Genomic DNA, 21,900 nt, shown 5'->3' with positions numbered 1-21,900 from the left:
CTCAGTCGCGGTTGCGCAGCAGCTTACGCAGGGCGTTGTCCAACTCTTCGGCGCCCTCTTCACCCAGCTCCTCGCGCAACTTCTCCTCCAGCTTCTTCTTCGCCTTGTCGGTTTCCTCGTCCAGCTCCTGCCGGACCCGGGCCTTGAGCACGCTCTCCAGGTCCACGCTGAGCCTGGGCGAGGTGATCGGGCCGGTGAGGCGCAGCGGAATGGGCTGGCCCTGCAGCTCTTCCAGGCCCTCGATGGGCTCTTGCAGGTTCACCGTCAGGCGGTAATCCAGTGTCTGGTCGGACAGCCGCAGGCTGCCGCCGCCGGCCAGGGCCGCGCCGGAGATCTCGGCGTTGAAGTCGTTGTTGCGCAGCACCCCGCCGTCGATGGTCATGCTGCCCTTGAGGTCTTCGTACACCGTGTTGTCGTCCGCGGCGGCCGGCGCCGGTTTGCCCTGCAAGCGGGCGGCGGCGGTGCGCAGGGCCTGGCGGACATTGATGCCCTGGATGGCGCCGTCGTTGAGGCTGAACGCGCCCCGACCATCCAGCTGCTCCAGCCACTGGGTCACGGATGCCCCCAGGGTGCTGGCAGCCAGGTTCAGGTTGGCGGTGCCGGTGAGCCAGGAGCGGCCGGTGAGATCCTGCAGCAGGCCGCCGATCTGCACGCCCCGGAGCTGCTCGTCGAGGCTCACCTTCAGCGCCTCGCCCCGGGCATCCAGGCGCACATCGCCTTCATAACGGCCTTCGTAAAGATCCGCACTCAACGGGTGCAGGCGGATCTGGCCATTGTTGCCGCGCAGTTGCACGACCATGTTGCGGGTGGTGAGCCCGGAGACGATCATCTCGCCGATGCTCACTCGCCCGTCGATGTTCAGCTCCCGCAGCAGCTCCAGCGGCAGCCCCTCGGCGGCGGCCGCACCCGCGGAGCCCGGGGTGGCGGCCTTGGGCGATTCACCCTCGGCCGGAGGCGGCAGGTAGCGGTCCACATTGATGCGGTCCACATCCAGACGCAGATTGGCCGCCAGCGGCGCGAAGCGGCGCACGGTGGCCTGGCCGGTGGCGCGGGTCTCGTCCAGTTGCAGGTTCAGATCCCGCAGGCTCAGGGTGTTGCCGGCCCAGCCGAGCTGCGCCTGCAGGCCCACCGCTCGCAGGGCCTGCTCGTCGCGGGTTTCCAGGGCGATCTGCAGACGCTGGAGCAGATCACGCAGATTGAAGGCCGGCACGTTCAGGGCCGCGCTGACCCGCGGGTCGCTTTGCAGCTGCTCGGCCTGCACCTGGGCGTGGAGCACCAGCTCGTCCATGACCACCCGCAGATCCGGCAGGCTGAGCCGCCCTTCCTCGATGAAATACAGAGGGTTGCCGCTTACCCGCAGCGGCAGCTCGCCGCCGGGGATCTGCTCGCCACTCAGGTTCAGATCCAGCTGCAGCTCCTGCACCCGCAGCTCGCTCAAGGCCTCGCTGAGGCTGAGCCCCGCGCTCAGCTCGCCGACCAGGCGCGGCAACTCGCTGCCGCTTACCACCCAATCGGCCTGCAGGGGAACGCGCTGCCCCAGCTTCAGCTCACCCAGGGTGAGGTTCATGGGCGCGGCTTCGATGCGCGTGCCGGCCTGCCGGTCCTCGAACAGCACCTGGGCATCCACGATCCGCACGCCGCCCAGCGCCAAGGCTTCAAGCGGCGGCTTGCCGCCAGTGTCCTCCGGTGGCCCCTCGGGGCCGGGCCGGGACTCTCCGTCCTTGGCCTCGCCGCGGGCCTGAAGCTGCTCGGCGAGCACTTCCCAGTTGGCGCGGCCGCGCTGGTCCCGGATCAGTCGAATGCGCGCGCCCTCCAGCACCAGGGTGTCCATGCGCACTTGTTGGCGCAGCAGCAAGGGCATGACCTGGATGGCCACACCGGCCTCGGCCACCTGCAGCATGGGCTGCTCGCCGAAGGCCGGGTCGTCGCTGAAGCTCACACCGGCGGTGCGCACGCCCAGCCAGGGGAAGAAACTCAGTTCCAGATCGCCTTCCAGGCGCAGCTCACGGCCGGTCCGCTCCTTTACCGCCCGGCTGATGTCGTCCCGGTAGTCGTTCGGGTCCACCAGCAGCAGCACGGCTACCACCCCGATGAGCACCAGGGCGATCAACCCCCCCAGTATGATGCCCAGCCATTTGAACAACCCCTTCATGGCATTACGCTCCTTCGTATTCACTGCAAGACACGGCTGTGTTGATCATACATAGCGCCGCCCTTCCCGCACACAGCATTGAGTTGGCGCGGCGCCTCCCCCATGGCTGGAGACAGGGCGCGGACCATGGCCAGGGAGGGCATGCCCATGAGCGATTATTGCGTACTGGTGGCGGCCGGCGGTGGCGCCCGGCTCTACACCCTGGAGCCGGCGGAGGTGCCCGAGATGGAATCGGGACCGAACCTGGTGGAACGACAAACCCTGGCGAACCCCACGCACCATGCCCACGAGGAGCATATCTGGACCGACCTGCGCCGCGGACGCAATCGCGCGGGCGGCGCGGAAGGCGGCCCACGGGGTGGCGGCTATGCGCCGGGCGAGGCCCACGCCTATGACGAGCACCGGGAGCAGCACGATCTGGAAGAAGAACGCCGCTTCGGGCGCGATATCAGCCGCGCACTCAGTGAGCTGATCGACCGACAGGGCGTGGAACACATTGTGCTCTGCGCGGAGCCGCGCTTTCTGGGCGTTCTGCGCCCACTGATCAAGGACAGCCTGCCCCGGGCCGCTGACCTTCAGGAGGTGGGCAAGGATTATCTGAAGTTCGCGCCCCGGGACCTGCACGAGAAACTGGCCGCCGAGGGTTACCTGCCGCACCGGCGCAAGCCCGGCGCAACTGCCCCCTAGGAGCGGCTGGCGGCTTGAGCCGGCGCGCGAGAAGGAATAATGGAGCGGGTGAAGGGAATCGAACCCTCGTCATCTGGTTGGGAACCAGAAGCTCTACCATTGAGCTACACCCGCTTGCTGGGCGCGGCCTATTATGCCGAAGTCCCCGCGCCGGCGCGAGCCCGCCGAACCCTCCCCCCACGGCCCATACGGTGTAGACTATCGGGCCTCGTGGCTGGAGGGTTTAGCATGCGAATCACTGTCAACGGCGAAACACGCGAAGTCGCCGATCAGCTCACCATCGCCGAACTGCTGGAACAGCTGCAGCTGGGCGGGCGCCGCGTGGCCCTGGAAGTAAACCAGGAGATCGTGCCCCGCAGCGAGCACGCCCACTTCCGACTGCCGCCCGACGCGCGGGTGGAAATCGTCAATGCCATCGGCGGCGGCTGAAACACGCGGCCCGAACAGACCAAACACCGGACACGCTGAACACACTATGGATACCTTCACCATCGCCGGGCGCGAGTTCCGCTCCCGCCTGCTCACCGGCACCGGCAAGTACAAGGACCTGGAAGAGACCCGCGCGGCCACCGAGGCCGCCGGCGCCGAGATCATCACCGTGGCTATCCGCCGCAGCAATATCGGCCAGGATCCCAACGAGCCGAACCTGCTCGATGTGCTGCCGCCCGACCGCTACACCATCCTGCCCAACACCGCCGGCTGCTACACCGTGGAAGACGCGGTGCGCACCTGCCGCCTGGCCCGCGAACTGCTCGACGGTCACAATCTGACCAAGCTCGAGGTGCTGGGCGACCAGCAGACCCTGTTCCCGGACATCCCCGCCACCCTGGAGGCGGCGAAGATTCTGGTGGCCGATGGCTTCGATGTGATGGTCTACACCAACGACGACCCCATCATGGCCAAGCGCTTCGAGGACCTGGGCTGTGTCGCGGTGATGCCGCTGGCCGCGCCCATCGGCTCGGGGCTGGGCATCCGCAACCCCTACAACATCCGCACCATCGTCGAGAACGCCTCGGTCCCCATCCTGGTGGATGCGGGCGTGGGCACCGCCTCCGATGCCGCCGTGGCCATGGAGCTCGGCTGCGCCGGCGTGCTGATGAACACCGCCATCGCCTGCGCCCAGAACCCCGTGCTCATGGCGTCCGCCATGCGCAAGGCGGTGGAAGCCGGCCGCGAGGCCTATCTTGCCGGCCGCATTCCGCGCAAGCGTTATGCCTCTGCCTCCTCGCCCTTGGACGGTCTGTTTTTCTGAGGTCCATGCCCATGAGCGAGCAAGCCGCGCCGGTCCCGCGCCGGATACGCAGTTTCGTGCGCCGCGAAGGCCGCCTCACGGAAGGCCAGGAACGGGCCCTGAAGGAGCTTTGGCCGGTGTACGGCCTGGAGCCAGGCACCGAGGCGCTGGATTTTCCGGCCCTGTTCGGCCGCGAAGCACCCGTGGTGCTGGAGATCGGCTTCGGCAACGGCGACTCCCTGGCCGAACAGGCGCGACTGTACCCGGAGCGGAATTATCTGGGCATAGAAGTGCACCGCCCGGGGGTGGGGCACCTGCTGATGCACATCGAGCGTCTGCAGCTGGAGAACCTGCGCTTGATGAGCTGTGACGCCGCCGAGGTGCTGCGCCGGCAGATCGCCGATGAAAGCCTGAGCGGGCTGCAGCTCTACTTCCCGGACCCGTGGCCGAAGAAGCGCCACCACAAGCGCCGGTTGGTGCAGCCGGAGTGGACGCAGCTGCTGCGCCGCAAGCTCGCCCCGGACGGCTTCGTGCACCTGGCCACCGACTGGGCGCCCTATGCCGAGCACATGATGGCAGTGTTCAGCGCGGCCGAAGGTTTTGCCAATACCGCCGGCGACGGGCAGTTCAGCGACCGGGGCGATCGCCCCCGGACCAAGTTCGAGCAACGGGGCCTGCGCAAGGGCCATGGCGTGTGGGACCTGATGTTCCGCCGTTGCGCCTGAGCCCGGCAGCATGAACGACACACTCGCGCAACACCGACCGCGACACCCCCTGCACCGCGCCTGGCTGGCCCTGCCGCTGCTCGCGCTGCTGGCCTTGCTGAGTCTGCTGATTGCCCTGACCGCCGGAAGTGTGAGCATCGCCGCCGGCGAGCTGTGGGCCGCGCTCAACGGCAGCGCCCAGGATCTGACAAGCCAGGTGCTGCTGGAACTGCGCCTGCCGCGCGCACTCACCGCCTTCGTCACCGGCGGCCTGCTCGCCCTGGCCGGGGCGCTGATGCAGGTTCTGCTGCGCAACCCCCTGGCCGACCCCTACATCCTGGGCGTCTCCGGGGGCGCCTCGGTGGCGGCCCTGCTGGTGTTGCTCCTCGGGCTGGGCGGCCTGTGGCTGCCGCTGGCGAGCTTCGGCGGCGCCATGGGGGCCATGCTGCTGGTGTTCGTCCTGTCCCACGGCCGGGGCGGCTGGACCAACAGCCGGCTGCTGCTCACCGGCGTGGTGCTGGCCGCGGGCTGGGGGGCGCTTATCAGCTTCCTGCTGGCCGTCAGCCCGGATACCAGCCTGCGCGGCATGCTGTTCTGGCTGATGGGGGATCTGGGCAATGCCACCGGCCCCGGCTGGGGCGCGTTGGCACTGGGGGCGGGGCTGGCTATCGCCCTGCCGCTGGCCCGGCCGCTGAACCTGCTGGCCCGGGGCGAGCTGCAGGCGCAACTGTTGGGCGTGCCGCTCAAGCAACTGCGCCTGCTGCTGTTCCTGCTGGCCTCCCTGCTCACCGCCGTGGCGGTCAGCCTGGCCGGCAGCATCGGCTTCATCGGCCTGGTGATACCGCACCTGCTGCGCCTGCTGGTGGGCTCGGATCATCGTTTGCTGCTGCCGGCCTGCGTGCTGGCCGGCGGCAGCCTGCTGGTGCTGGCCGATACCCTCGCCCGCACCCTGCTCGCCCCCGAACAACTGCCGGTGGGAGTGCTGTCGGCGATGATCGGCGTTCCTCTCTTTCTTTTCCTGCTGCGCCGGGGCAGCAGCAGTCTGGGGAGCCGGTCATGAGCGACGACGTCATCAGCACCCGCGGGCTGCACGTGGAGATTGGCGGGCGCACCATCTGCCGGGATCTGGCGCTGAACATGGAGCGCACCCAGTGCTGGGGCATCCTCGGGCGCAACGGTGCCGGCAAGAGCACGCTATTGCACACCCTGGCGGGGCTGCGCCCGGCCAGCGCCGGCGAGATCCGCCTGCTGGACCGGCCCCGGGACGACTGGAGTCGCCGCCAGCGGGCACAGCGACTGGGCCTGCTGCCCCAGGACAGCGAAGACGCCTTCCCCGCCACCGTGCTGGAAACCGTGTTGGTGGGCCGGCACCCGCATCTGGGGGCGCTGGCCTGGGAGCAGCCCGAGGACCTGGCCGTGGCCCATCAGGCGCTGGCGGATGTGGGCTTGGCCGATTTCGCCCAGCGTTCGGTGAACACCCTCTCCGGCGGCGAGCGTCGTCGCCTGGGCCTGGCGACCCTGCTGACCCAGAACCCCCGCGCCTGGCTGCTGGACGAACCCACCAACCATCTCGACCTGCAGCACCAGATTCAGATCCTGGAACTGCTGCAGCAACGCATCTGGCGCGATGACGGCCTGATCGTCATGACGCTGCACGACATCAACCTGGCCGCCCGCTTCTGCGACCACATCCTGCTGCTGTTCGACGACGGCAGCCACATGGCCAGCATCGCCCACGAGGCCCTGCGCCCGGAGTACCTGGAGCGGGTCTACGGCCATCCGATCCGGGTCATCAGCGGCTACAACGGCCGGGCGTATCTGCCGGCGTAAGGCTGGGCTTTCCGGCCGCGAACGGGTCGCGGCCGGCGCACAGCCAACGAGTCGCGCCGATCAACCCAGGGAGACCCCCCATGTCCCAGCACCCCGCCCACGACGCCTGGGCCCGGGAGATGAAACAGGCACAGGACCAGGCGCACTCGCTACAGCCCTTCAGTCGCCGCCCGCAGGGCCTGACCCTGGCCCAGGCCTACGCCCTGGCGGACGAGGTGCATCGCGCCCGGCTGGCCGAGGGCGCCGTGGCGGTGGGCCGCAAGATCGGCTTCACCAACCCGCGCATGTGGGCGCGCTACGGCGTGAACGCACCGATCTGGGCCCATGTCTACCGCCACAGCAGCATCCATCTGACCGATGACCAGGCCCGCTGCCCGCTGGCCGGCTTCGTCGAACCCAAGCTGGAGCCCGAACTGGTGCTGCACCTGGCCGACACCCCGGCCCCCGACGGCGGGCCGGAGCAGCTGTTGCGCTGCCTCGACTGGGTGGCCCAGGGCTTCGAAATCGTCCAGTCCCACGTGCCCGACTGGGACTTCAGCGCCGCGGACACCGTCGCCGACGCCGCCCTGCATGGTCGTCTGTACATCGGCACAGCGATACCCGCCGAGGATCTGACGCCCGCGCGACTGCGGGACTTCACCGTCGAGCTCTACCGGGGCGAGCAGCTGGAGGAGCGCGGCGGCGGCGTCGATGTGCTGGGCAGCCCCTTGCAGGCGCTGGCGCACTTGCAGAGCACCCTGCACCAAGCCGGGGCCGAGCCACTGCGGGCGGGGGAGATCATCACCACCGGCACCCTGACTCCGGCCCGGAGCATAAGGGCGGGGGAAACCTGGCACAGCCGGGTACAGGGACTGCCGCTGGCGGAGCTGACGGTGAGCTTCGCTTGAGGGGGCGCTCCCGCGGGAGGACGCCGTGCGTATACGGTATACAATACTTGACGTCAGCCGCCGCAGCCCCTAGCATCAACAGCACTTCAGGTTCCCTCGGCAGAGGGTGAAATGGGAAGCCGGTACAGTCCGCGGACGAATCCGGCGCTGCCCCCGCAACGGTAGGCGAGTAAGCGCTCGCAACAAGCCACTGTGCCTCGGCATGGGAAGGCGCAGGCGCTAACGGCACAAGCCACTCGCAAGCCCGGAGACCGGCCTGAAGTCCACGCCGCAAGGCGTTCCGGTACAGTGTCGCGGAGGGCGATAACATCCCGGGCAGCAGGCTCCCGCCTTCCGCCCCCTTTTCGCCCTTCACGCACTATCCACCCTAAGAAAACAGCGCGGGTGTGCGCGAAGGGACCCATTCCATGCATGACAGATTCATCTCCGCCCTCCTGCTGGCCGGTGCCGCCAGCGCCACCGCCGCCTCGGCCAGCGAACAGCGCCTGGACCCGGTGGTCGTCACCGCCAGCCGGGTTGCCCAGACCAGCGACGAGGCCATGGCCGCCGTCACCGTGGTGGACCGCCAAGCCATCGAACGCCTGCAGCCGCGCTCCCTGGTGGATCTGCTGCGCACCCAGCCGTCCATCGACATCAGCCGCAACGGCGGCCCGGGCGGCAACACCAGCGTGTTCCTGCGCGGCGCCCAGGGGGATCACACCCTGGTGCTGGTGGACGGCGTGCGCGCCAGCTCCGCCACCACCGGCCAGTTCAACTGGAACAGCCTGTCGCCGGATCAGGTGGAGCGCATCGAGATCGTCCGCGGCCCCCGGGCCGCGCTCTACGGCTCGGACGCCATCGGTGGCGTGATCCAGATCTTCACCCGTCGCGGCCAGGGCCTGAGCGCCGATGTGGAAGCCGGCTCCTACCAGACCCGCTCCGGCCGGGTGAGCTACGGCGGCGGCAGCGAGCGGCTGCACTTCGACATCAGCGCCGCCGCCTCGCAAAGCGATGGCTTCTCCGCCACCAACCCGGATGCATTCAGCTACCACCCGGACAACGACGGCTTCGAGCAGCAAAGCGTCAGCACGCAGCTGCGGGGCGAGTTCACCGACAATCTTTCCGCCAGCCTGCGCCTGTGGCACAGCGAGGGCGAGAGCGAGTTCGACCAGGGGCGTATCGATGACCGCAATCAGACGGTGGATGCGCGGCTGGACTGGGCCGTGACCGACGACTGGTCCCAGCGGCTGCAGCTGGGTCAGGCGCTGGATCGCTCCGAGACCGCGTCCACCAGCCCGTCCACCATCAAGACCCGCCGCCGCTCGCTGGACTGGCAGCACGACCTGGGCTTCGGTCAGCACCTGTTGGTGGCCGGCCTCAGTCACTGGCGGGACAGCGCCAGGAATACCGACGACCGGACCGGCGCCACCGTGTTCGACGAGGACACCCACAACAGCGCCGCCTACATGAACCTGCTGCTGGACTGGGGCCGCCATGACCTGGAGATCGGCCTGCGCCATGACGAGCACAGCGAGTTCGGCGGCCACACCACCGGCGCGCTGGCCTGGGGCCTGGACCTGAGCCCCAGACTGCGCCTGGTCAGCTCCTACGCCACCGCCTTCAAGGCCCCGACCCTCAACGAGCTCTACCACCCGGGCTTCGGTGGCTTCTTCGCCGGCAACCCCGACCTGGACCCGGAGCAATCGGAAACCGGCGAGATTTCCCTGCGCTACCGGCCCACCGACGAACAGCGTCTCGCCGCCACCGTGTTCTACACCGAGGTGGAGGACCTGATCGAGTACGACGGCCCCCTCAGGCAGGCCAGCAACATCGGCCTGGCTCGCCTGAAGGGCCTGGAGCTGGAGTATTCGGCGCAACTGGACGCCTGGTGGTGGCAGGCCAGCGCCACCCTGCAGCGGGCGGAAGACGCCCAGGCCAACGAACGCCTCCCTCGCCGTGCCGAGAAAAAGCTCGCCCTGGTGCTGGGCCGGAAAATCGGCCGCGGCGAAATCCAGGCCGATCTGCAGCTGGTGGGCGACCGAGTGGATCGCAACGACGACCTGGCCGGCTACGGCCTGCTCAACCTCAGCGCCAGTTACCCGCTCTATCGCGGCCTGGCCCTGACCGCGCGCATCGAGAACGCCGGCGACAAGGACTACACCCTCGCCCACGGCTACAACACCCCCGGCCGCAGCTATTTCCTCGGCCTGCGTTACAGCCCGGAGCAGTAGTTCATGAGCCACGCGCCCATAGACACCGCCGCACCCGATAACCGTCATTGCCCCGCGGTGCTGATCGCCGCCCCGGGCTCCGGCCAGGGCAAGACCATCCTCACCGCGGCGCTGGCCCGGCTGCACCGCCGCCAGGGTCGGCGGGTGCGGGTGTTCAAGATCGGCCCGGACTTCATCGACCCGATGATCCACCAGCGAGCCAGCGGCGAGCGGGTGGACAATCTGGACCTGTGGATGGTGGGCGCCGAGGAATCCCGCCGCCTGTTGCACCAGGCCGCCGGCGAAGCCGACCTGATCCTGCTGGAATCCGCCATGGGGCTGTATGACGGCAGCCCCTCGGGGGCGGATCTGGCGAGCCTGCTGGGGGTGCCGGTGCTGCTGGTGATCGATGCCGCCGGCATGGCCCAGACCTTCGGCGCGGTCGCCCAGGGGCTGGCGAGCCACCAGCCCGGGCTGCCCTTCGCCGGCGTGGTGGCCAACCGGGTGGGCAGCCCCTACCACGGCGAACTGCTGGGCGAGAGCCTGCCGACGGGCATGCGTTTCTTCGGCGCCGTGCCCCGGCATGAAACGCTTACCCTGCCCGAGCGCCACCTGGGCCTGGTGCAGGCCCAGGAACTGGACGCCCTGGACCAACGCCTGGACGAGGCCGCCGGCCTGCTACTGGAGGCCGGCCTGGACAGCCTGCCCGAGCCGGTGAGCTTCGCCCCGGCGGAGCAGCACGCGCCCGCCCCGCTGCTCGCCGGCGTGCGCATCGCCATCGCCCGGGATGCCGCCTTCAGCTTCATTTATGAAGCCAATCTGGACCTGCTGCGCGCCCTGGGCGCCGAGCTGAGCTTCTTCTCGCCGCTGCACGACCGCGCACTGCCCGAGGCCGATGCCCTGTGGCTGCCCGGCGGCTATCCCGAGCTGCATTTGCAGGCGCTGGCGGCCAACGCGCCCATGAAAGCGGCGCTACAGGCCCATCAGCAGGCGGGCAAGCCGCTTTATGCCGAATGCGGCGGCATGCTCTACCTGCTGGAGCGGCTCAGCGACCGGGAGGGCCACAGCGCGGAGATGGCGGGGCTGCTGCCCGGCAGCGCCAGCCTGCAGCCCAAGCTGGCGGCGCTGGGCCTGCAGGCGCTGGCACTACCCGAGGGCGAGCTGCGTGGCCATGCCTTCCACTACAGCCGCACCGAGACCTCGCTGGAGCCCTGGCGGCGCGGCCAGCGACAGCGCCGGGCGCAGCTGCCCGGCGAGGCGGTCTACCGTCGCGGCCGCACCATCGCCTCGTACCTGCATCTGTATTTCCCGTCCAGTCCGGCCGCCGCCGCCGCCCTGTTCCGGCCCTGAGGTATATCCATGCGTCAGTTATTGCTCCGCACCCTCGCCTGCCTGGCGCTGACCGCCCCCCTGCTCACCCCCCAGGGCGCCGCCGCCCAGACCCTGTTCGGTGTGGTCTCGGAACGCTCCGCGCCGGCCCTGGCCGCCGGCGCGGATCGCTACGTCGCGGCGCACCCCGCTGATCGCCTGATCCTGCGCACGCCCACCCAGCTGGCGGAGCTGAGCGATGACGAGCTGCTCAGCCTGTGGCGCCAAGCGGATAGCGTGCTGCTGGCCGCGGTGTTCGACGACGACGCCGTCGCCCGGCTGCTGCGACTGATGCAGCAGGCGCCGCGCCCGGACATGCTGGCGGTGCACTCGGATCGACGCCTGGTGCGCCACTCCCGGCTGAACGCACGGGCGGTCTTTGCCGGCCTGGACCAGGCCGCCGTGGAAGACCTGCACGACAAGCCGGAGGCGGATCAGGACCCTACCGAGCACCGCCAGGCTCTCGCCGAGCGCTACCCCGGGCAGGCCGAATGGCTGCGTGGCCAGGCCTATTGGCGCGGGCGGGACAGCGGCAACATGGCCCAGCTACTGGCCTGGCTCAATGGCCACCCGGCCGCCGCGCCGCAACCGCAGGCGGCGGTGCGTTATTACCAGCACGGCGAGGTGGTGGAGCGGCCGCAACTGAGCCCGGAGAAACCACTGGTGGCGGCGCTGGATCTGGACTCCGGCGACGAACCGGGCAACCGCGGGCTGCTGGACGAGCTATGCCGGCAGATCGAGCGCGACGGTGAGCAGCAGTGCCTGGTGGTGCTGGCAAGCTGGGGCGCGGCCAGCCACGCCGCCCTGCAGCGCCTGCGGGACTACCCCCAGCTCAGCGCCGTGGTAAGCCTGCAGGACTTCGTCATCGGCGGTGGCGAGCGGCGCAGCGCCGCCACCGACGCCCTGATAGCGCTGGACGTGCCGGTCTTCAAGGGCATCCGACTGGTGGATCGCAGCCTTTCCCAGTGGCGCATCGCCGAGGACGGCATGCCCTGGGACTCGGTGCACTACCAGCTGGCCATGCCGGAGCTGCAGGGCATATCCCAGCCGCTGCTGCTCTCCGCCGCCGGCCCGGCGCGCATCCACGCCGCCAGCGGACTGCGCCTGCGCATCGGCCAGCCGGTGGCCAGCGAAATCGCCCTGCTGGCCGAGCGCGCCCGCCGCTGGAGCGTGCTGCAACGCAAAGCCAACGCCGACAAGAAGCTCGCCCTGATCTACTACAACCACCCGCCGGGCCGGCACAACGTCGGCGCCGACAACCTGGACGTGCCCGCCTCCCTGTGGGACATCCTCCACCGGCTGCAGGCCGCCGGCTACCACACCGGCGAGCTGCCCGAATCCCCCGAGGCGCTGCTGGAGCTGATCCAGCAGCGGGGCATCAACCTGCCCGAGGACCATCAGGCCCTGCGGCAACTGCACGCCGAGGCACAAACGCTGAGCGGCGAGGCCTATCGCGCCTGGTTCGACACCCTGCCCAAGAGCATCCGCGCGGAAATGGTCCAGGGGCCGCTGGGTTATCTGCAGGCCCAGTTGCGCCGGGCCCATGACAGCGGCGAGCTGGAGCTGGCACAACGCCTGCTGGCGCGTACCTTTGGCGATCTGCACCACCTGCTGGAAGGCGTGCGGCATGAGGCCCGCGGGCGGGCGCTGGATCTGCTGGAACAGCTCCAGGCGCTGGACGAGCAGCTGCTGGCGGGCGAATCGGAGGACTGGGACCGGGCCGATACGCTGGTGGCCGCCCTCACCCGCACCGGCATCGAGGGGCTGCGGGGCTGGGGCGAACCGCCGGGTCGGGTGATGACCTACCAGGGCGATATGCTGCTGCCGGGCCTGCGCTTCGGCAATATCTTCATCGGTCCGCAGCCGCCCCGTGGCTGGGAGATCAACGAGGAGCTGTTGCACGCCAACACCACCATCCCCCCCACCCACCAGTACCTGGGCTTCTACCACTGGCTGCGGGATGCGTTCGGCGCCGATGCCCTGGTGCACCTGGGCCGCCACTCCACCTACGAGTTCCTGCCCCGACGACGGGCCGCCCTGGGCGAGGACGACTATCCGCGGCTGGTCGCCGGCGCCATTCCCGGCATCTACCCCTACATCGTCGACGGTGTTGGCGAGGGCCTGCAGGCCAAGCGCCGGGGGCTGGCGGTGATCATCAACCACCTGACGCCACCGCTGAAGGCCACCCCGCTCTACGACCGCCTGCTGGAATTGCGCCAGCTGGTGGAAAGCTGGGAAGCCGCCGACGCCGGTGGTGATTCCGCCCTGCGGGACCGGGCCATGCGCCGGATCCGCGCCCTGGTGGAAGAGCTGGAACTGAGCGAGGAGCTGGTGGGCACCATCGCCCGGGAGCACGGCATCGACGGGCTGACCTACGACAACGTCGACGAGGCCATGCTGGTCCACGAGATCGGCCACTACCTCACCGATCTGCAGGAAGCCTTCATGCCCCACGGCCTGCATGTCTTCGGTCGGGACTGGGAGGCCGAGCCGCTGGAACTGATGCTGGAATCCATCGACGACGAGGCCGCCCGGGAGCCATTGGCGAGCTCGCCGGCGGCCGAGCGCCGGGCGCTGCTCGCGGCACTGGAGGGGCGCTTCATCGAGCCCGGCAAGGGCAACGACCCGGTGCGCTCGCCGGAAACCCTGCCCACCGGGCGCAACTTCCATGCCCTGGATGGCGGCGTCATGCCCACCAAGCTGGCCTACGAACTGGGCCTGGATCTGGCCGCCACCGCCCGCGCCGACAGCGACGCCGAAGGCCGTTCGGCGGTGGTGCTGTGGGCCTCGGACACGGTGCGCGACGAAGGCGCCATGGTGGCCTTCGGCCTGGGGCTGCTGGGGATCAAGCCGGTGTGGAACAGCCGCGGCATCGTCACCGGACTGGAGCCGGTGGACATCCCGCGCCGGGACGTGCTGTTCACCACCTCGGGGCTGTTCCGCGATCTCTATCCCAATCTGCTGGTCTGGCTGGACCGAGCGGTGTTGCTGGCGCTGGACGGCGCCAGCCGGACCATCGTCCGGCAGCACCCGGAGCTGACCCTGGCCCTGGAAGCGACCCTCGCCCAACTGGGCGAGCTGCGCGCCCCGGGGGCGGAATCGCTGGAGGAGAACCGGGTGGCCGCCCATTGGGTCGCCGACACCCGGGCCCGCCTGGCCAGCGGCGAGAAAGCCGAACAAGCCGGCCCGGATGCGGCCCTGCGCATCTTCGGCGACGCGCCGGGGGCCTACGGCGCCGGGGTCAACCGGCTGGTGGAACGCTCCGGCGCCTGGCAGGACCGCTCCGAGGTGGCCGATGCCTATCTGCAGCGCATGGGCCATGCCTACGGCGTCTCCCACACCGGCAGCGCCGCCCACGACAGCTTCCGCCGGGGCCTGGCGCAGGTCCGCCACACCTATCTGGGCCGGGCCAGCAACCTCTACGGCCTGCTGGACAACAACGACGCCTTCGATTATCTCGGCGGCCTCAGCCTGGCCGTGGAGACCGTGGCCGGCAAGCCGCCCCAGGGCCGGGTGATCCAGCATGCCAACGCCGACGATGCCCATATCGAGCGGCTGGAAACCGCCCTGCTGCAGGAGCTGCGGGGCCGCTTCCTCAACCCCGCCTGGCTGGAGCCGCTGATGCACCACGGCTACGCCGGCGCTCGCACCATGGGCAGCGAGTTCCTGGAATATCTCTGGGGCTGGCAGGTGACCAACCCGGACATCATCAAGAGTTGGGCCTGGGACGAGGTCAAGCGGGTCTACCTGGACGACGGCCACGAGCTGGGCCTGGACGAGTTCCTCGCCGAAGGCCGCAACGTCCACGTCAAGGCCAATATGCAGGCCATCCTGCTGGTGGCCGCCCACAAGGGCTACTGGGAAGCGGACCCGGCGGACCTGGACCAGGTGGCCCAGGATTTCGCCGAACTGGTGGTGGCGCACGGCCTGCCGGGCAGCGGCCACACCCGCCCGGACCACCCGATGCTGGAGTGGATACAGCCGCGGCTGGACGAGGCCCTGCGAGCACGCTTCCAGGCCGAACTGGCGGCCGCCCGGGGCCCGAGCCAGGCCGAACCGCTCACCGACCCCAGCCGCATCACCGAGCTGCGGGCGGAAGCCGCTGCGGCCGAGCCAGCCGAGGAGGCCCGGGCGGCCCGGGCTGAACCGGCCGACAGCGACACCGACCGGCAGCAGCAGCAACAGCAACAGGCGTCGCTGCCCTGGCAGCTGTGGAGCTTGCTGGCCGGCGTCGTCGTGCTACTGATCGGCGGCATCATTCAGGGCATGCGGAGACCGAGCCATGTTCGATAATCTGCTCACCGGACTCACCCACCAGTTCGTCGGCTGGCTGCTGGTGCCCGTGCTGATCATGCTGATCGGCGTGGTCGCCGCCGCCATCTGGGAATGCGGCAATGCCCTGGCCGAGCGCTTCCACGCCCTGCCCCGGCTGCACCGGGGCACCCCGACGGAGGCAGTGGCCGCCCTGGGCCGGCGGCGCATCGAGCGGGCCGACCTGCTCGCCCGGGTCGGCCCCATGCTCGGGCTGATGGGCACGCTGATCCCCTTGGGGCCGGGGCTGGCGGCGCTGGGCCGCGGGGAGCTGGAAATACTCGCCCAGGCGGTGACCGTGGCCTTCGACACCACGGTGCTGGGCCTGCTGGTGGGCATCGTCGGCTTCGTCCTCGGCCGCCTGCGCCGGCGCTGGTACGACAACGTGCTGGACCGCCTGGAAAGCACCCCGGCGCAGGCGGCGTCATGAGCCGGCGACTCACCGCCAGCCGCTTCGACGCCCAGGCCGAGGAGCCCCTGGGGCCGCTGGCCAATCTGGTGGACATCATGCTGGTGTTCGCCTGCGGCCTGATCGCCGCGCTGTTCGCCAGCAGCGAGATGCTGGACCAGCACATGCAGCGCCGGGCTCAGGTGCTGGAGGAAGGCCGGGAGCTTCCCGAGCTGCCCGCGGGCATGGGCCGAGGCGGCGAAGGCTACGAATCCCTGGGCCGGGTCTATCGCGACCCGCGCACGGGCAAGCTGATCCTTATCGGAGAGAACGGAGGCGAGCATGAGCGAGACTGAGCAGGAAAAATACCGGCGGGCCGCCGCCCGCAAGAAGCGCATCGTCGACGCCCGCATCAGCAAGGCCACCCGCGAGCAGGGGGTACTGCTGGTGAACACCGGCAACGGCAAGGGCAAGAGCACCGCCGGCTTCGGCATGGTGGCCCGAGCCCTGGGTCACGGCATGCGGGTCGGCGTGGTGCAGTTCATCAAGGGTGCGTTCAGCACCGGCGAGGAGAGCTTCTTCCGCCAGTTCGACACGGTGGACTACCACGTCATGGGCGAAGGCTTCACCTGGGAGACCCAGGACCGGGAACGGGATGTGGCCGCGGCCCAGGCCGCCTGGGAACAGTCCGCGCGCATGCTCGCCGACGAGCGCTACGGGCTGGTGCTGCTGGATGAGCTGAACATCGCCCTGAAAAAGGAGTACGTAGCGCTGGACGCGGTGTTGGAGGCCCTGGCCGCGCGCCCGCCCATGCAACACGTGGTCATCACCGGCCGCCATGCCCCCGAGGGCCTGCTGGAGGCGGCCGACACCGTGACCTTCATGCGCATGGACAAGCATGCCTTCAAGGCGGGTATCAAGGCCCAGCGAGGCGTCGAGCTGTGAGCGCGCTGCCCCATGCTTTCGACCCAGCGGAGCAGCAGGCAGTGTACCGAGCGATCCGCGAGCGCCGCGACATGCGCCACTTCCTGCCCGACCCGGTGGATCCGGACCTGCTGGCCCGGGTGCTGGAGGCCGCCCACTGCGCCCCCAGCGTCGGGCTGATGCAGCCCTGGCGGCTGCTGCGGATCACCGATCCGGCCCTGCGCCAGGCCCTGCACCAGCAGGCCGAGGCTGAACGCCGACGCACCGCCGAGGCGTTGGGCGAGCGGGGCGCCGAGTTCATGCGGCTGAAGGTGGAGGGCATACGGGAGTGCGGTGAACTGCTGGTGGCGGCGCTGATGGACGGTCGCGAGCAGCACGTCTTCGGTCGGCGCACCCTGCCGGAGATGGACCTGGCTTCGGTGTCCTGCGCCATCCAGAACCTCTGGCTGGCGGCCCGGGCCGAGGGCCTGGGCATGGGCTGGGTGTCGCTGTTCGAACCCACCGAGGTGGCCCGCCTGCTGGCCATGCCAGCGGGGGCCAAACCCGTCGCCATCCTCTGCCTGGGGCATGTAGAAGCCTTCTACGCCCGCCCCATGCTGGAGCAGGAGAACTGGACGAAAGCCCGGCCCCTGTCGGAGTTCCTCTACCAGAACCGCTGGGGCGAGCAGGCCTGGCCATGAACGTCATCGCCCTGCTGCTCGCCGTGGTGCTGGACTACTGGCTGGGTGAACCCCGCCGGGGCCACCCGCTGGTGGCTTTCGGCCGACTGGCGCAGGCCCTGGAGCGGCTCTGCAATCGTGCGTCGGGGCGTTACACCGCCCGCCTGTTCGGCCTGCTGGCCTGGCTGCTGGCGGTGCTGCCGGCAACGGTGCTGGCGGCGACCCTGAGCCGCCTGGAGACCTGGGGCCCGCTGTGCTCGGTGCTGCTGCTTTATCTGTGCATCGGCGGCGCCAGCCTGGCCGAGCATGGCCGACGGGTGCGTGATGCGCTGCAGGCCGGCGACCTGCCGGCGGCGCGGGCGGCGGCGGGCCTGCTGGTCAGTCGCGACAGCGAGGCGCTGGACGCCACCGGCGCGGCGACGGCCACCACCGAATCCTTGCTGGAGAACGGCAGCGATGCGGTGTTCGGCGCGCTGTTCTGGTTCCTGGTCGCCGGCGCCCCCGGTGTCGTGGCCTACCGGCTGGCCAACACCCTGGATGCCATGTGGGGCTACCGCACGGCCCGCTACCGCCACTTCGGCTGGGCCGCCGCCCGACTGGATGATCTGCTCAATCTGTTGCCGGCGCGCCTCACCGCGTTGAGCTACGCCCTGGTGGGACACACCGCCACCGCCCTGCGCTGCTGGCGCACCCAGGCCGCCCACTGGGACAGTCCCAATGCCGGCCCGGTAATGGCCGCCGGCGCCGGCGCCCTGGGCGTGAGCCTGGGCGGCCCGACCCGTTACCATGGCGTCGAGCGGGAGCGCCCCCGGCTGGGCGCGGGGCCGACCGCCGATGCGGACACCATCACCGCCGCCCTGGGCCTGCTGCAACGTAGCCTCTGGCTATGGCTGGCGCTGGCGCTGGTGTTTCTGCTGGTGCAACTGGGGGTGGCGCATGCTTGAGCACGGAGGCCGCGTTCGGGCCGCCGCCCGGCACTACGGCATTCCCTATGAGGACTGGCTGGATCTGTCCACCGGACTCAACCCGCTGGCCTACCCGGTGCCGCCCATCACCGCCGCCAGCTGGCAGCGCCTGCCGGAACTGGAAGATGGCCTGGAGGAGGCGGCCCGGGACTATTACGGTGCCCGCTCGCTGCTGACCGTCGCCGGCAGCCAGGCGGCCATCCAGGCCCTGCCCCGGCTGCGAAAGCCCGGCGCGGTGGCCATCGCCGCGGGCAGCTATGCCGAGCACGAGGCGGCCTGGCGGGCCGCCGGGCATCGCATCGTCCGCCCGGACGGCGACGAGGAACTGCCGCCCTGGCTGGACGTGCTGGTATTGGTCAACCCGGACAACCCCACCGCCCGTCAGTACCCGCGCGAGAAGCTGCTGAGCTGGCAGCGGCAACTGGCCGCCCGGGGCGGCTGGCTGGTGGTGGACGAGGCCTTCGCCGATGTCCGGCCCGAGCACAGCCTGGCGGCGGATAGCCACCACGAAGGGCTGATCGTGCTGCGCTCCCTGGGCAAGTTCTTCGGCCTGGCGGGCGCCCGGGTGGGTTTCGTGCTCGCCGCCCCGCCCTTGCTGAGCGCACTGCAGCGCCTGCTGGGGCCCTGGCCGGTGAGCGGCCCCGCCCGGGTCGCGGCGCGGGCCGCACTGGCGGACCGGGACTGGCAACACGCCACCCGCCAGCGCCTGCTCGCTGACAGCCAACGCCTGCGCACCCTGCTGGAAGAGGCCGGCCTGGCCTGCGCCGGCAGCACGCCGCTGTTCGCCTACGTACCCCACGAGGACGCCGCCCGGCTGGCCGAGCACCACGCCCGCGCCGGCATACTGCTGCGCTGTTTTACCCAACCCGCCGCGCTGCGCTTCGGCCTGCCCGGCACCGGGGCGGACTGGCAACGCCTGACCCGGCACCTGAGGACGATCACACCATGATGCGCACCCTGCTCGCCATCCTGTTGCTGAGCACGCTCGGCGTATCGGCCGCGGCCGATACGCCGCTGCGAGTGGAGGACGATCGCGGTCGCACCGTGAGCCTGCAGTCTCCTGCTCGGCGCATCGTCAGCCTCGCCCCCCACGCCACCGAAATCCTCTATACCGCCGGGGCCGGGGAGTATCTGGTGGGCACGGTGAGCCACAGCGACTACCCCGCCGAGGCCGAGCAGATACCCCGGGTCGGCAGCTACAAGCGGGTGGATTACGAACGCCTGGCGGCGCTGCAGCCGGATCTGGTGGTGGGCTGGCACAGCGGCAACGGCGCCAGCACCATCGAGCGGCTGCAGGCCCTGGGCTACACGGTGTACATCAGCGAACCGAAGAACCTGAACGATATCGCCCGCTCGGTGGAGCGCCTGGGCACGCTGGCCGGCACCGAGGAGCAGGCCCGAACCGCCGCCGCCGAGTTCCGCGCCCGCCACCAGAGACTGCGGGAGCGCTATTCCCGGCGCCCGCCCCTGAGCGTGTTCTACCAGGTCTGGTACCAGCCGCTGATGACCGTCAACGATGCGCACCTGATCAGCCAGGTGATCCACCTGTGCGGCGGGCGCAACGTGTTCGCCGACGCCGCCAGTCTGACACCGCGCATCAGCGTCGAGGCGGTGCTGGCCCGGGACCCGGAGGTCATCATCGCCAGCGGCATGGGCGATGAGCGTCCGGAGTGGCTGGACAACTGGGCACGCTGGAAGGACCTGCAGGCGGTACGCCTGGCGCATCTGTACTTCGTACCGCCGGCCCTGCTGCAGCGCCACAGCCCGCGCATCCTGGAAGGCGCCGAACGCGTCTGCGCCCATCTGGAACAGGCCCGCCAGCCATGAGCCGCACCCTGATGGTCCAAGGCACCACCTCGGATGCCGGCAAGAGCGCCCTGGTCACCGCCCTGTGCCGGGCCATACGCCGACGGGGCGTCTCGGTGGCGCCGTTCAAGCCCCAGAACATGGCGCTGAACAGCGCGGTGACCGTGGATGGCGGTGAAATCGGCCGCTCCCAGGCGGTGCAGGCCCAGGCCTGCGGGCTGGAGCCCCACAGCGACATGAACCCGGTGCTGCTCAAGCCCAACACCGACCAGGGCGCCCAGGTAATCCTGCAGGGGCGCAGCGTGGGCAATATGGCGGCCACCGATTACCACGCCTACAAGCGCCGCGCCCGGGCGGTGGTACTGGAATCCCACGGCCGGCTGGCGGCGGCCCACCGGGTGCTGGTGGTCGAGGGCGCGGGCAGCCCGGCGGAGATCAATCTGCGGGAGAACGACATCGCCAATATGGGCTTCGCCGAGGCGGTGGACTGTCCGGTGATCCTGGTGGCGGACATCGACCGGGGCGGTGTCTTCGCCACCCTGGTGGGCACGGTGGAGCTGTTGAGCGCCAGCGAGCGGGCGCGCCTGGCGGGCTTTGTCATCAATCGCTTCCGCGGCGACCCGGAGCTGCTGCGCCCGGGCCTGGAATGGCTCAGCGAGCGCACCGGGATTCCGGTGCTGGGGGTGCTGCCCTATCTGCAGGGGCTGCACCTGGAAGCCGAGGACAGTCTGAGCAATGCGGTGCAGTCGAGGGCGGGGGAGTTGCGGGTGATCTGCCCGGCGCTGCCCCGGATCAGCAATCACACGGATCTGGACGCGCTGCGCCTGCACCCGCAGGTGGATTGCCGCCTGATCGGCCCGGGCCAGGCCATTCCGCCGGCGGACCTGATGGTGCTGCCCGGCTCCAAGAGTGTGCGGGCCGATCTGGCCTGGCTGCGCGAGCAGGGCTGGGAGGCGGCGATACAGCGCCACCTGCGCTACGGCGGCAAGCTGCTGGGGATCTGCGGCGGCTATCAGATGTTGGGCCGTGAATTGCACGACCCGCTGGGCGTGGAGGGGCCGGCGGGTAGCAGCCCGGGGCTGGGGCTGCTGGATATGGAGACTCGGCTCGCGCCGGACAAGCAACTGCGCCGGGTGGAGGGTGAGCTGCTGCCGGAGCGGGTCCGCGCCGAAGGCTACGAGATCCACTGCGGCGTCAGCGAGGGCCCGGCGCTTGGCCGGCCGCTGCTGGAGCTGGCGGGGCAACCGGAAGGGGCTCGCTCGGCCGACGAGCAGATCCGCGGCAGCTATCTGCACGGCCTGTTCGACGCCGCGCCGGCCCGCGAGGCGCTGCTGCGCTGGGCGGGGCTGGCGCGGGTGGAGGAGCTGGATTATCAGGCGTTGCGGGAAGCCAATATCGACCGGCTGGCGGATTGCGTGGAACAGCACCTGGACTGGACGCGGTTGGATGCCTTGCTGGGTCTGGAGCGGTAGACGGGGCCGGTGCCGGTGAATCGTTCGTTCGGGGTGTAGAGGGGAAAGACGAGAGGCCACTGGAAGGGGCTGGAACGTCGGTGCCGGTTCCGGGGTGGGTGTGGTCTCGGGCGGCCCACGATTTGGCCCGGCTGCGCCGGGCTACCCTGCGCCTCTCGCCGGAAAGGGGCGAGCAGCAAACTCGCTACGCTCAAACAAGCTGCTCGCTGATCCCTTTCCGGCTGCGATGCTCGGCTGCATCGACGGCCGCCCGAGACCACACCCACCCCGGAACCCCATCTGTCGGTGCCAAGTCCGTCCAACGCTTGAGCGGAGCCGCCGTTTGAA

General features: G+C 70.0%; 19 protein-coding genes, 1 tRNA gene and 1 riboswitch. Of the genes, 18 read left to right on the top strand and 2 right to left on the bottom strand.

All coding sequences use genetic code 11. The annotated features are described in order from the left end of the window. Position 1: 1 nt before the first annotated feature. Positions 2-2,152, bottom strand: coding sequence for an AsmA family protein (locus GBG68_RS09830; protein WP_152146790.1), 2,151 nt, complete (start codon positions 2,150-2,152; stop codon positions 2-4). Between the two features lie 147 nt (positions 2,153-2,299). On the opposite strand from GBG68_RS09830, the gene GBG68_RS09825 reads away from it, so the two are divergent. Continuing rightward, complete coding sequence (locus tag GBG68_RS09825) at positions 2,300-2,839, top strand: host attachment protein (protein WP_152146788.1); 540 nt, start codon at positions 2,300-2,302, stop codon at positions 2,837-2,839. Between the two features lie 40 nt (positions 2,840-2,879). Here GBG68_RS09825 and GBG68_RS09820 read toward each other — a convergent pair. Further along, positions 2,880-2,953: transfer RNA gene (locus tag GBG68_RS09820), tRNA-Gly, on the bottom strand. Positions 2,954-3,067: 114 nt separating this feature from the next. Here GBG68_RS09820 and thiS point away from each other — a divergent pair. The 17 genes from thiS (at position 3,068) to GBG68_RS09735 (ending at position 21,573) form a co-directional block, all read left to right on the top strand. After that, complete coding sequence (gene thiS / locus GBG68_RS09815; RefSeq protein ID WP_152146786.1) at positions 3,068-3,268, top strand: sulfur carrier protein ThiS; 201 nt, start codon at positions 3,068-3,070, stop codon at positions 3,266-3,268. A gap of 46 nt (positions 3,269-3,314) precedes the next feature. Next, positions 3,315-4,091: a thiazole synthase gene (locus GBG68_RS09810; RefSeq protein WP_152146783.1), complete on the top strand. Its 777-nt coding sequence runs from the start codon at positions 3,315-3,317 to the stop codon at positions 4,089-4,091. A gap of 11 nt (positions 4,092-4,102) precedes the next feature. Continuing rightward, positions 4,103-4,795 (top strand): tRNA (guanosine(46)-N7)-methyltransferase TrmB, encoded by a 693-nt coding sequence (gene trmB / locus GBG68_RS09805; RefSeq protein ID WP_152146781.1) that lies wholly within the window; start codon positions 4,103-4,105, stop codon positions 4,793-4,795. A 10-nt stretch (positions 4,796-4,805) separates the two neighbouring features. Next, on the top strand, positions 4,806-5,834 hold the full coding sequence (locus GBG68_RS09800; RefSeq protein ID WP_193222291.1) for an iron ABC transporter permease: 1,029 nt from the start codon (positions 4,806-4,808) through the stop codon (positions 5,832-5,834). Then, a complete protein-coding gene (locus GBG68_RS09795) occupies positions 5,831-6,604 on the top strand; it encodes an ABC transporter ATP-binding protein (RefSeq protein ID WP_152146779.1) in 774 nt (257 codons plus the stop codon). The genes GBG68_RS09800 and GBG68_RS09795 overlap by 4 nt, the downstream gene beginning before the upstream one ends. A gap of 80 nt (positions 6,605-6,684) precedes the next feature. Further along, positions 6,685-7,491: a 2-keto-4-pentenoate hydratase gene (locus tag GBG68_RS09790; protein ID WP_152146777.1), complete on the top strand. Its 807-nt coding sequence runs from the start codon at positions 6,685-6,687 to the stop codon at positions 7,489-7,491. A gap of 71 nt (positions 7,492-7,562) precedes the next feature. Beyond that, positions 7,563-7,766, top strand: a riboswitch (cobalamin riboswitch). 132 nt (positions 7,767-7,898) lie between these two features. Continuing rightward, positions 7,899-9,701, top strand: coding sequence for a TonB-dependent receptor domain-containing protein (locus GBG68_RS09785; RefSeq protein WP_152146774.1), 1,803 nt, complete (start codon positions 7,899-7,901; stop codon positions 9,699-9,701). Positions 9,702-9,704: 3 nt separating this feature from the next. Next, positions 9,705-11,030: a cobyrinate a,c-diamide synthase gene (locus GBG68_RS09780; RefSeq protein WP_152146771.1), complete on the top strand. Its 1,326-nt coding sequence runs from the start codon at positions 9,705-9,707 to the stop codon at positions 11,028-11,030. 9 nt (positions 11,031-11,039) lie between these two features. Next, positions 11,040-15,341: a cobaltochelatase subunit CobN gene (locus GBG68_RS09775; protein ID WP_152146769.1), complete on the top strand. Its 4,302-nt coding sequence runs from the start codon at positions 11,040-11,042 to the stop codon at positions 15,339-15,341. Then, positions 15,331-15,789 carry a MotA/TolQ/ExbB proton channel family protein gene (locus tag GBG68_RS09770; protein WP_152146767.1) on the top strand — a complete coding sequence of 153 codons (459 nt, stop codon included), beginning with the start codon at positions 15,331-15,333 and terminating at the stop codon, positions 15,787-15,789. Before GBG68_RS09775 ends, GBG68_RS09770 begins: the two co-directional genes overlap by 11 nt. Further along, positions 15,786-16,103, top strand: coding sequence for a DUF2149 domain-containing protein (locus tag GBG68_RS09765; RefSeq protein ID WP_152146766.1), 318 nt, complete (start codon positions 15,786-15,788; stop codon positions 16,101-16,103). Before GBG68_RS09770 ends, GBG68_RS09765 begins: the two co-directional genes overlap by 4 nt. Beyond that, a complete protein-coding gene (cobO, locus tag GBG68_RS09760; RefSeq protein ID WP_152146765.1) occupies positions 16,090-16,692 on the top strand; it encodes a cob(I)yrinic acid a,c-diamide adenosyltransferase in 603 nt (200 codons plus the stop codon). Before GBG68_RS09765 ends, cobO begins: the two co-directional genes overlap by 14 nt. Then, positions 16,689-17,351 carry a 5,6-dimethylbenzimidazole synthase gene (bluB, locus tag GBG68_RS09755; protein ID WP_226801762.1) on the top strand — a complete coding sequence of 221 codons (663 nt, stop codon included), beginning with the start codon at positions 16,689-16,691 and terminating at the stop codon, positions 17,349-17,351. Before cobO ends, bluB begins: the two co-directional genes overlap by 4 nt. After that, complete coding sequence (gene cbiB, locus GBG68_RS09750) at positions 17,348-18,274, top strand: adenosylcobinamide-phosphate synthase CbiB (RefSeq protein WP_152146762.1); 927 nt, start codon at positions 17,348-17,350, stop codon at positions 18,272-18,274. Before bluB ends, cbiB begins: the two co-directional genes overlap by 4 nt. Beyond that, positions 18,267-19,244, top strand: coding sequence for a threonine-phosphate decarboxylase CobD (cobD, locus tag GBG68_RS09745; protein WP_152146760.1), 978 nt, complete (start codon positions 18,267-18,269; stop codon positions 19,242-19,244). The genes cbiB and cobD overlap by 8 nt, the downstream gene beginning before the upstream one ends. Further along, a complete protein-coding gene (locus GBG68_RS09740; RefSeq protein WP_152146861.1) occupies positions 19,244-20,122 on the top strand; it encodes a cobalamin-binding protein in 879 nt (292 codons plus the stop codon). The genes cobD and GBG68_RS09740 overlap by 1 nt, the downstream gene beginning before the upstream one ends. Beyond that, positions 20,119-21,573, top strand: a complete 1,455-nt coding sequence (locus GBG68_RS09735) for a cobyric acid synthase (RefSeq protein WP_152146759.1) — start codon at positions 20,119-20,121, stop codon at positions 21,571-21,573. The genes GBG68_RS09740 and GBG68_RS09735 overlap by 4 nt, the downstream gene beginning before the upstream one ends. Positions 21,574-21,900: the final 327 nt, after the last annotated feature.

It is taken from the genome of Alkalilimnicola sp. S0819 (assembly GCF_009295635.1).
Lineage (GTDB): Bacteria > Pseudomonadota > Gammaproteobacteria > Nitrococcales > WHIW01 > S0819.
This window is presented reverse-complemented; position numbering and strand designations above follow the sequence as displayed.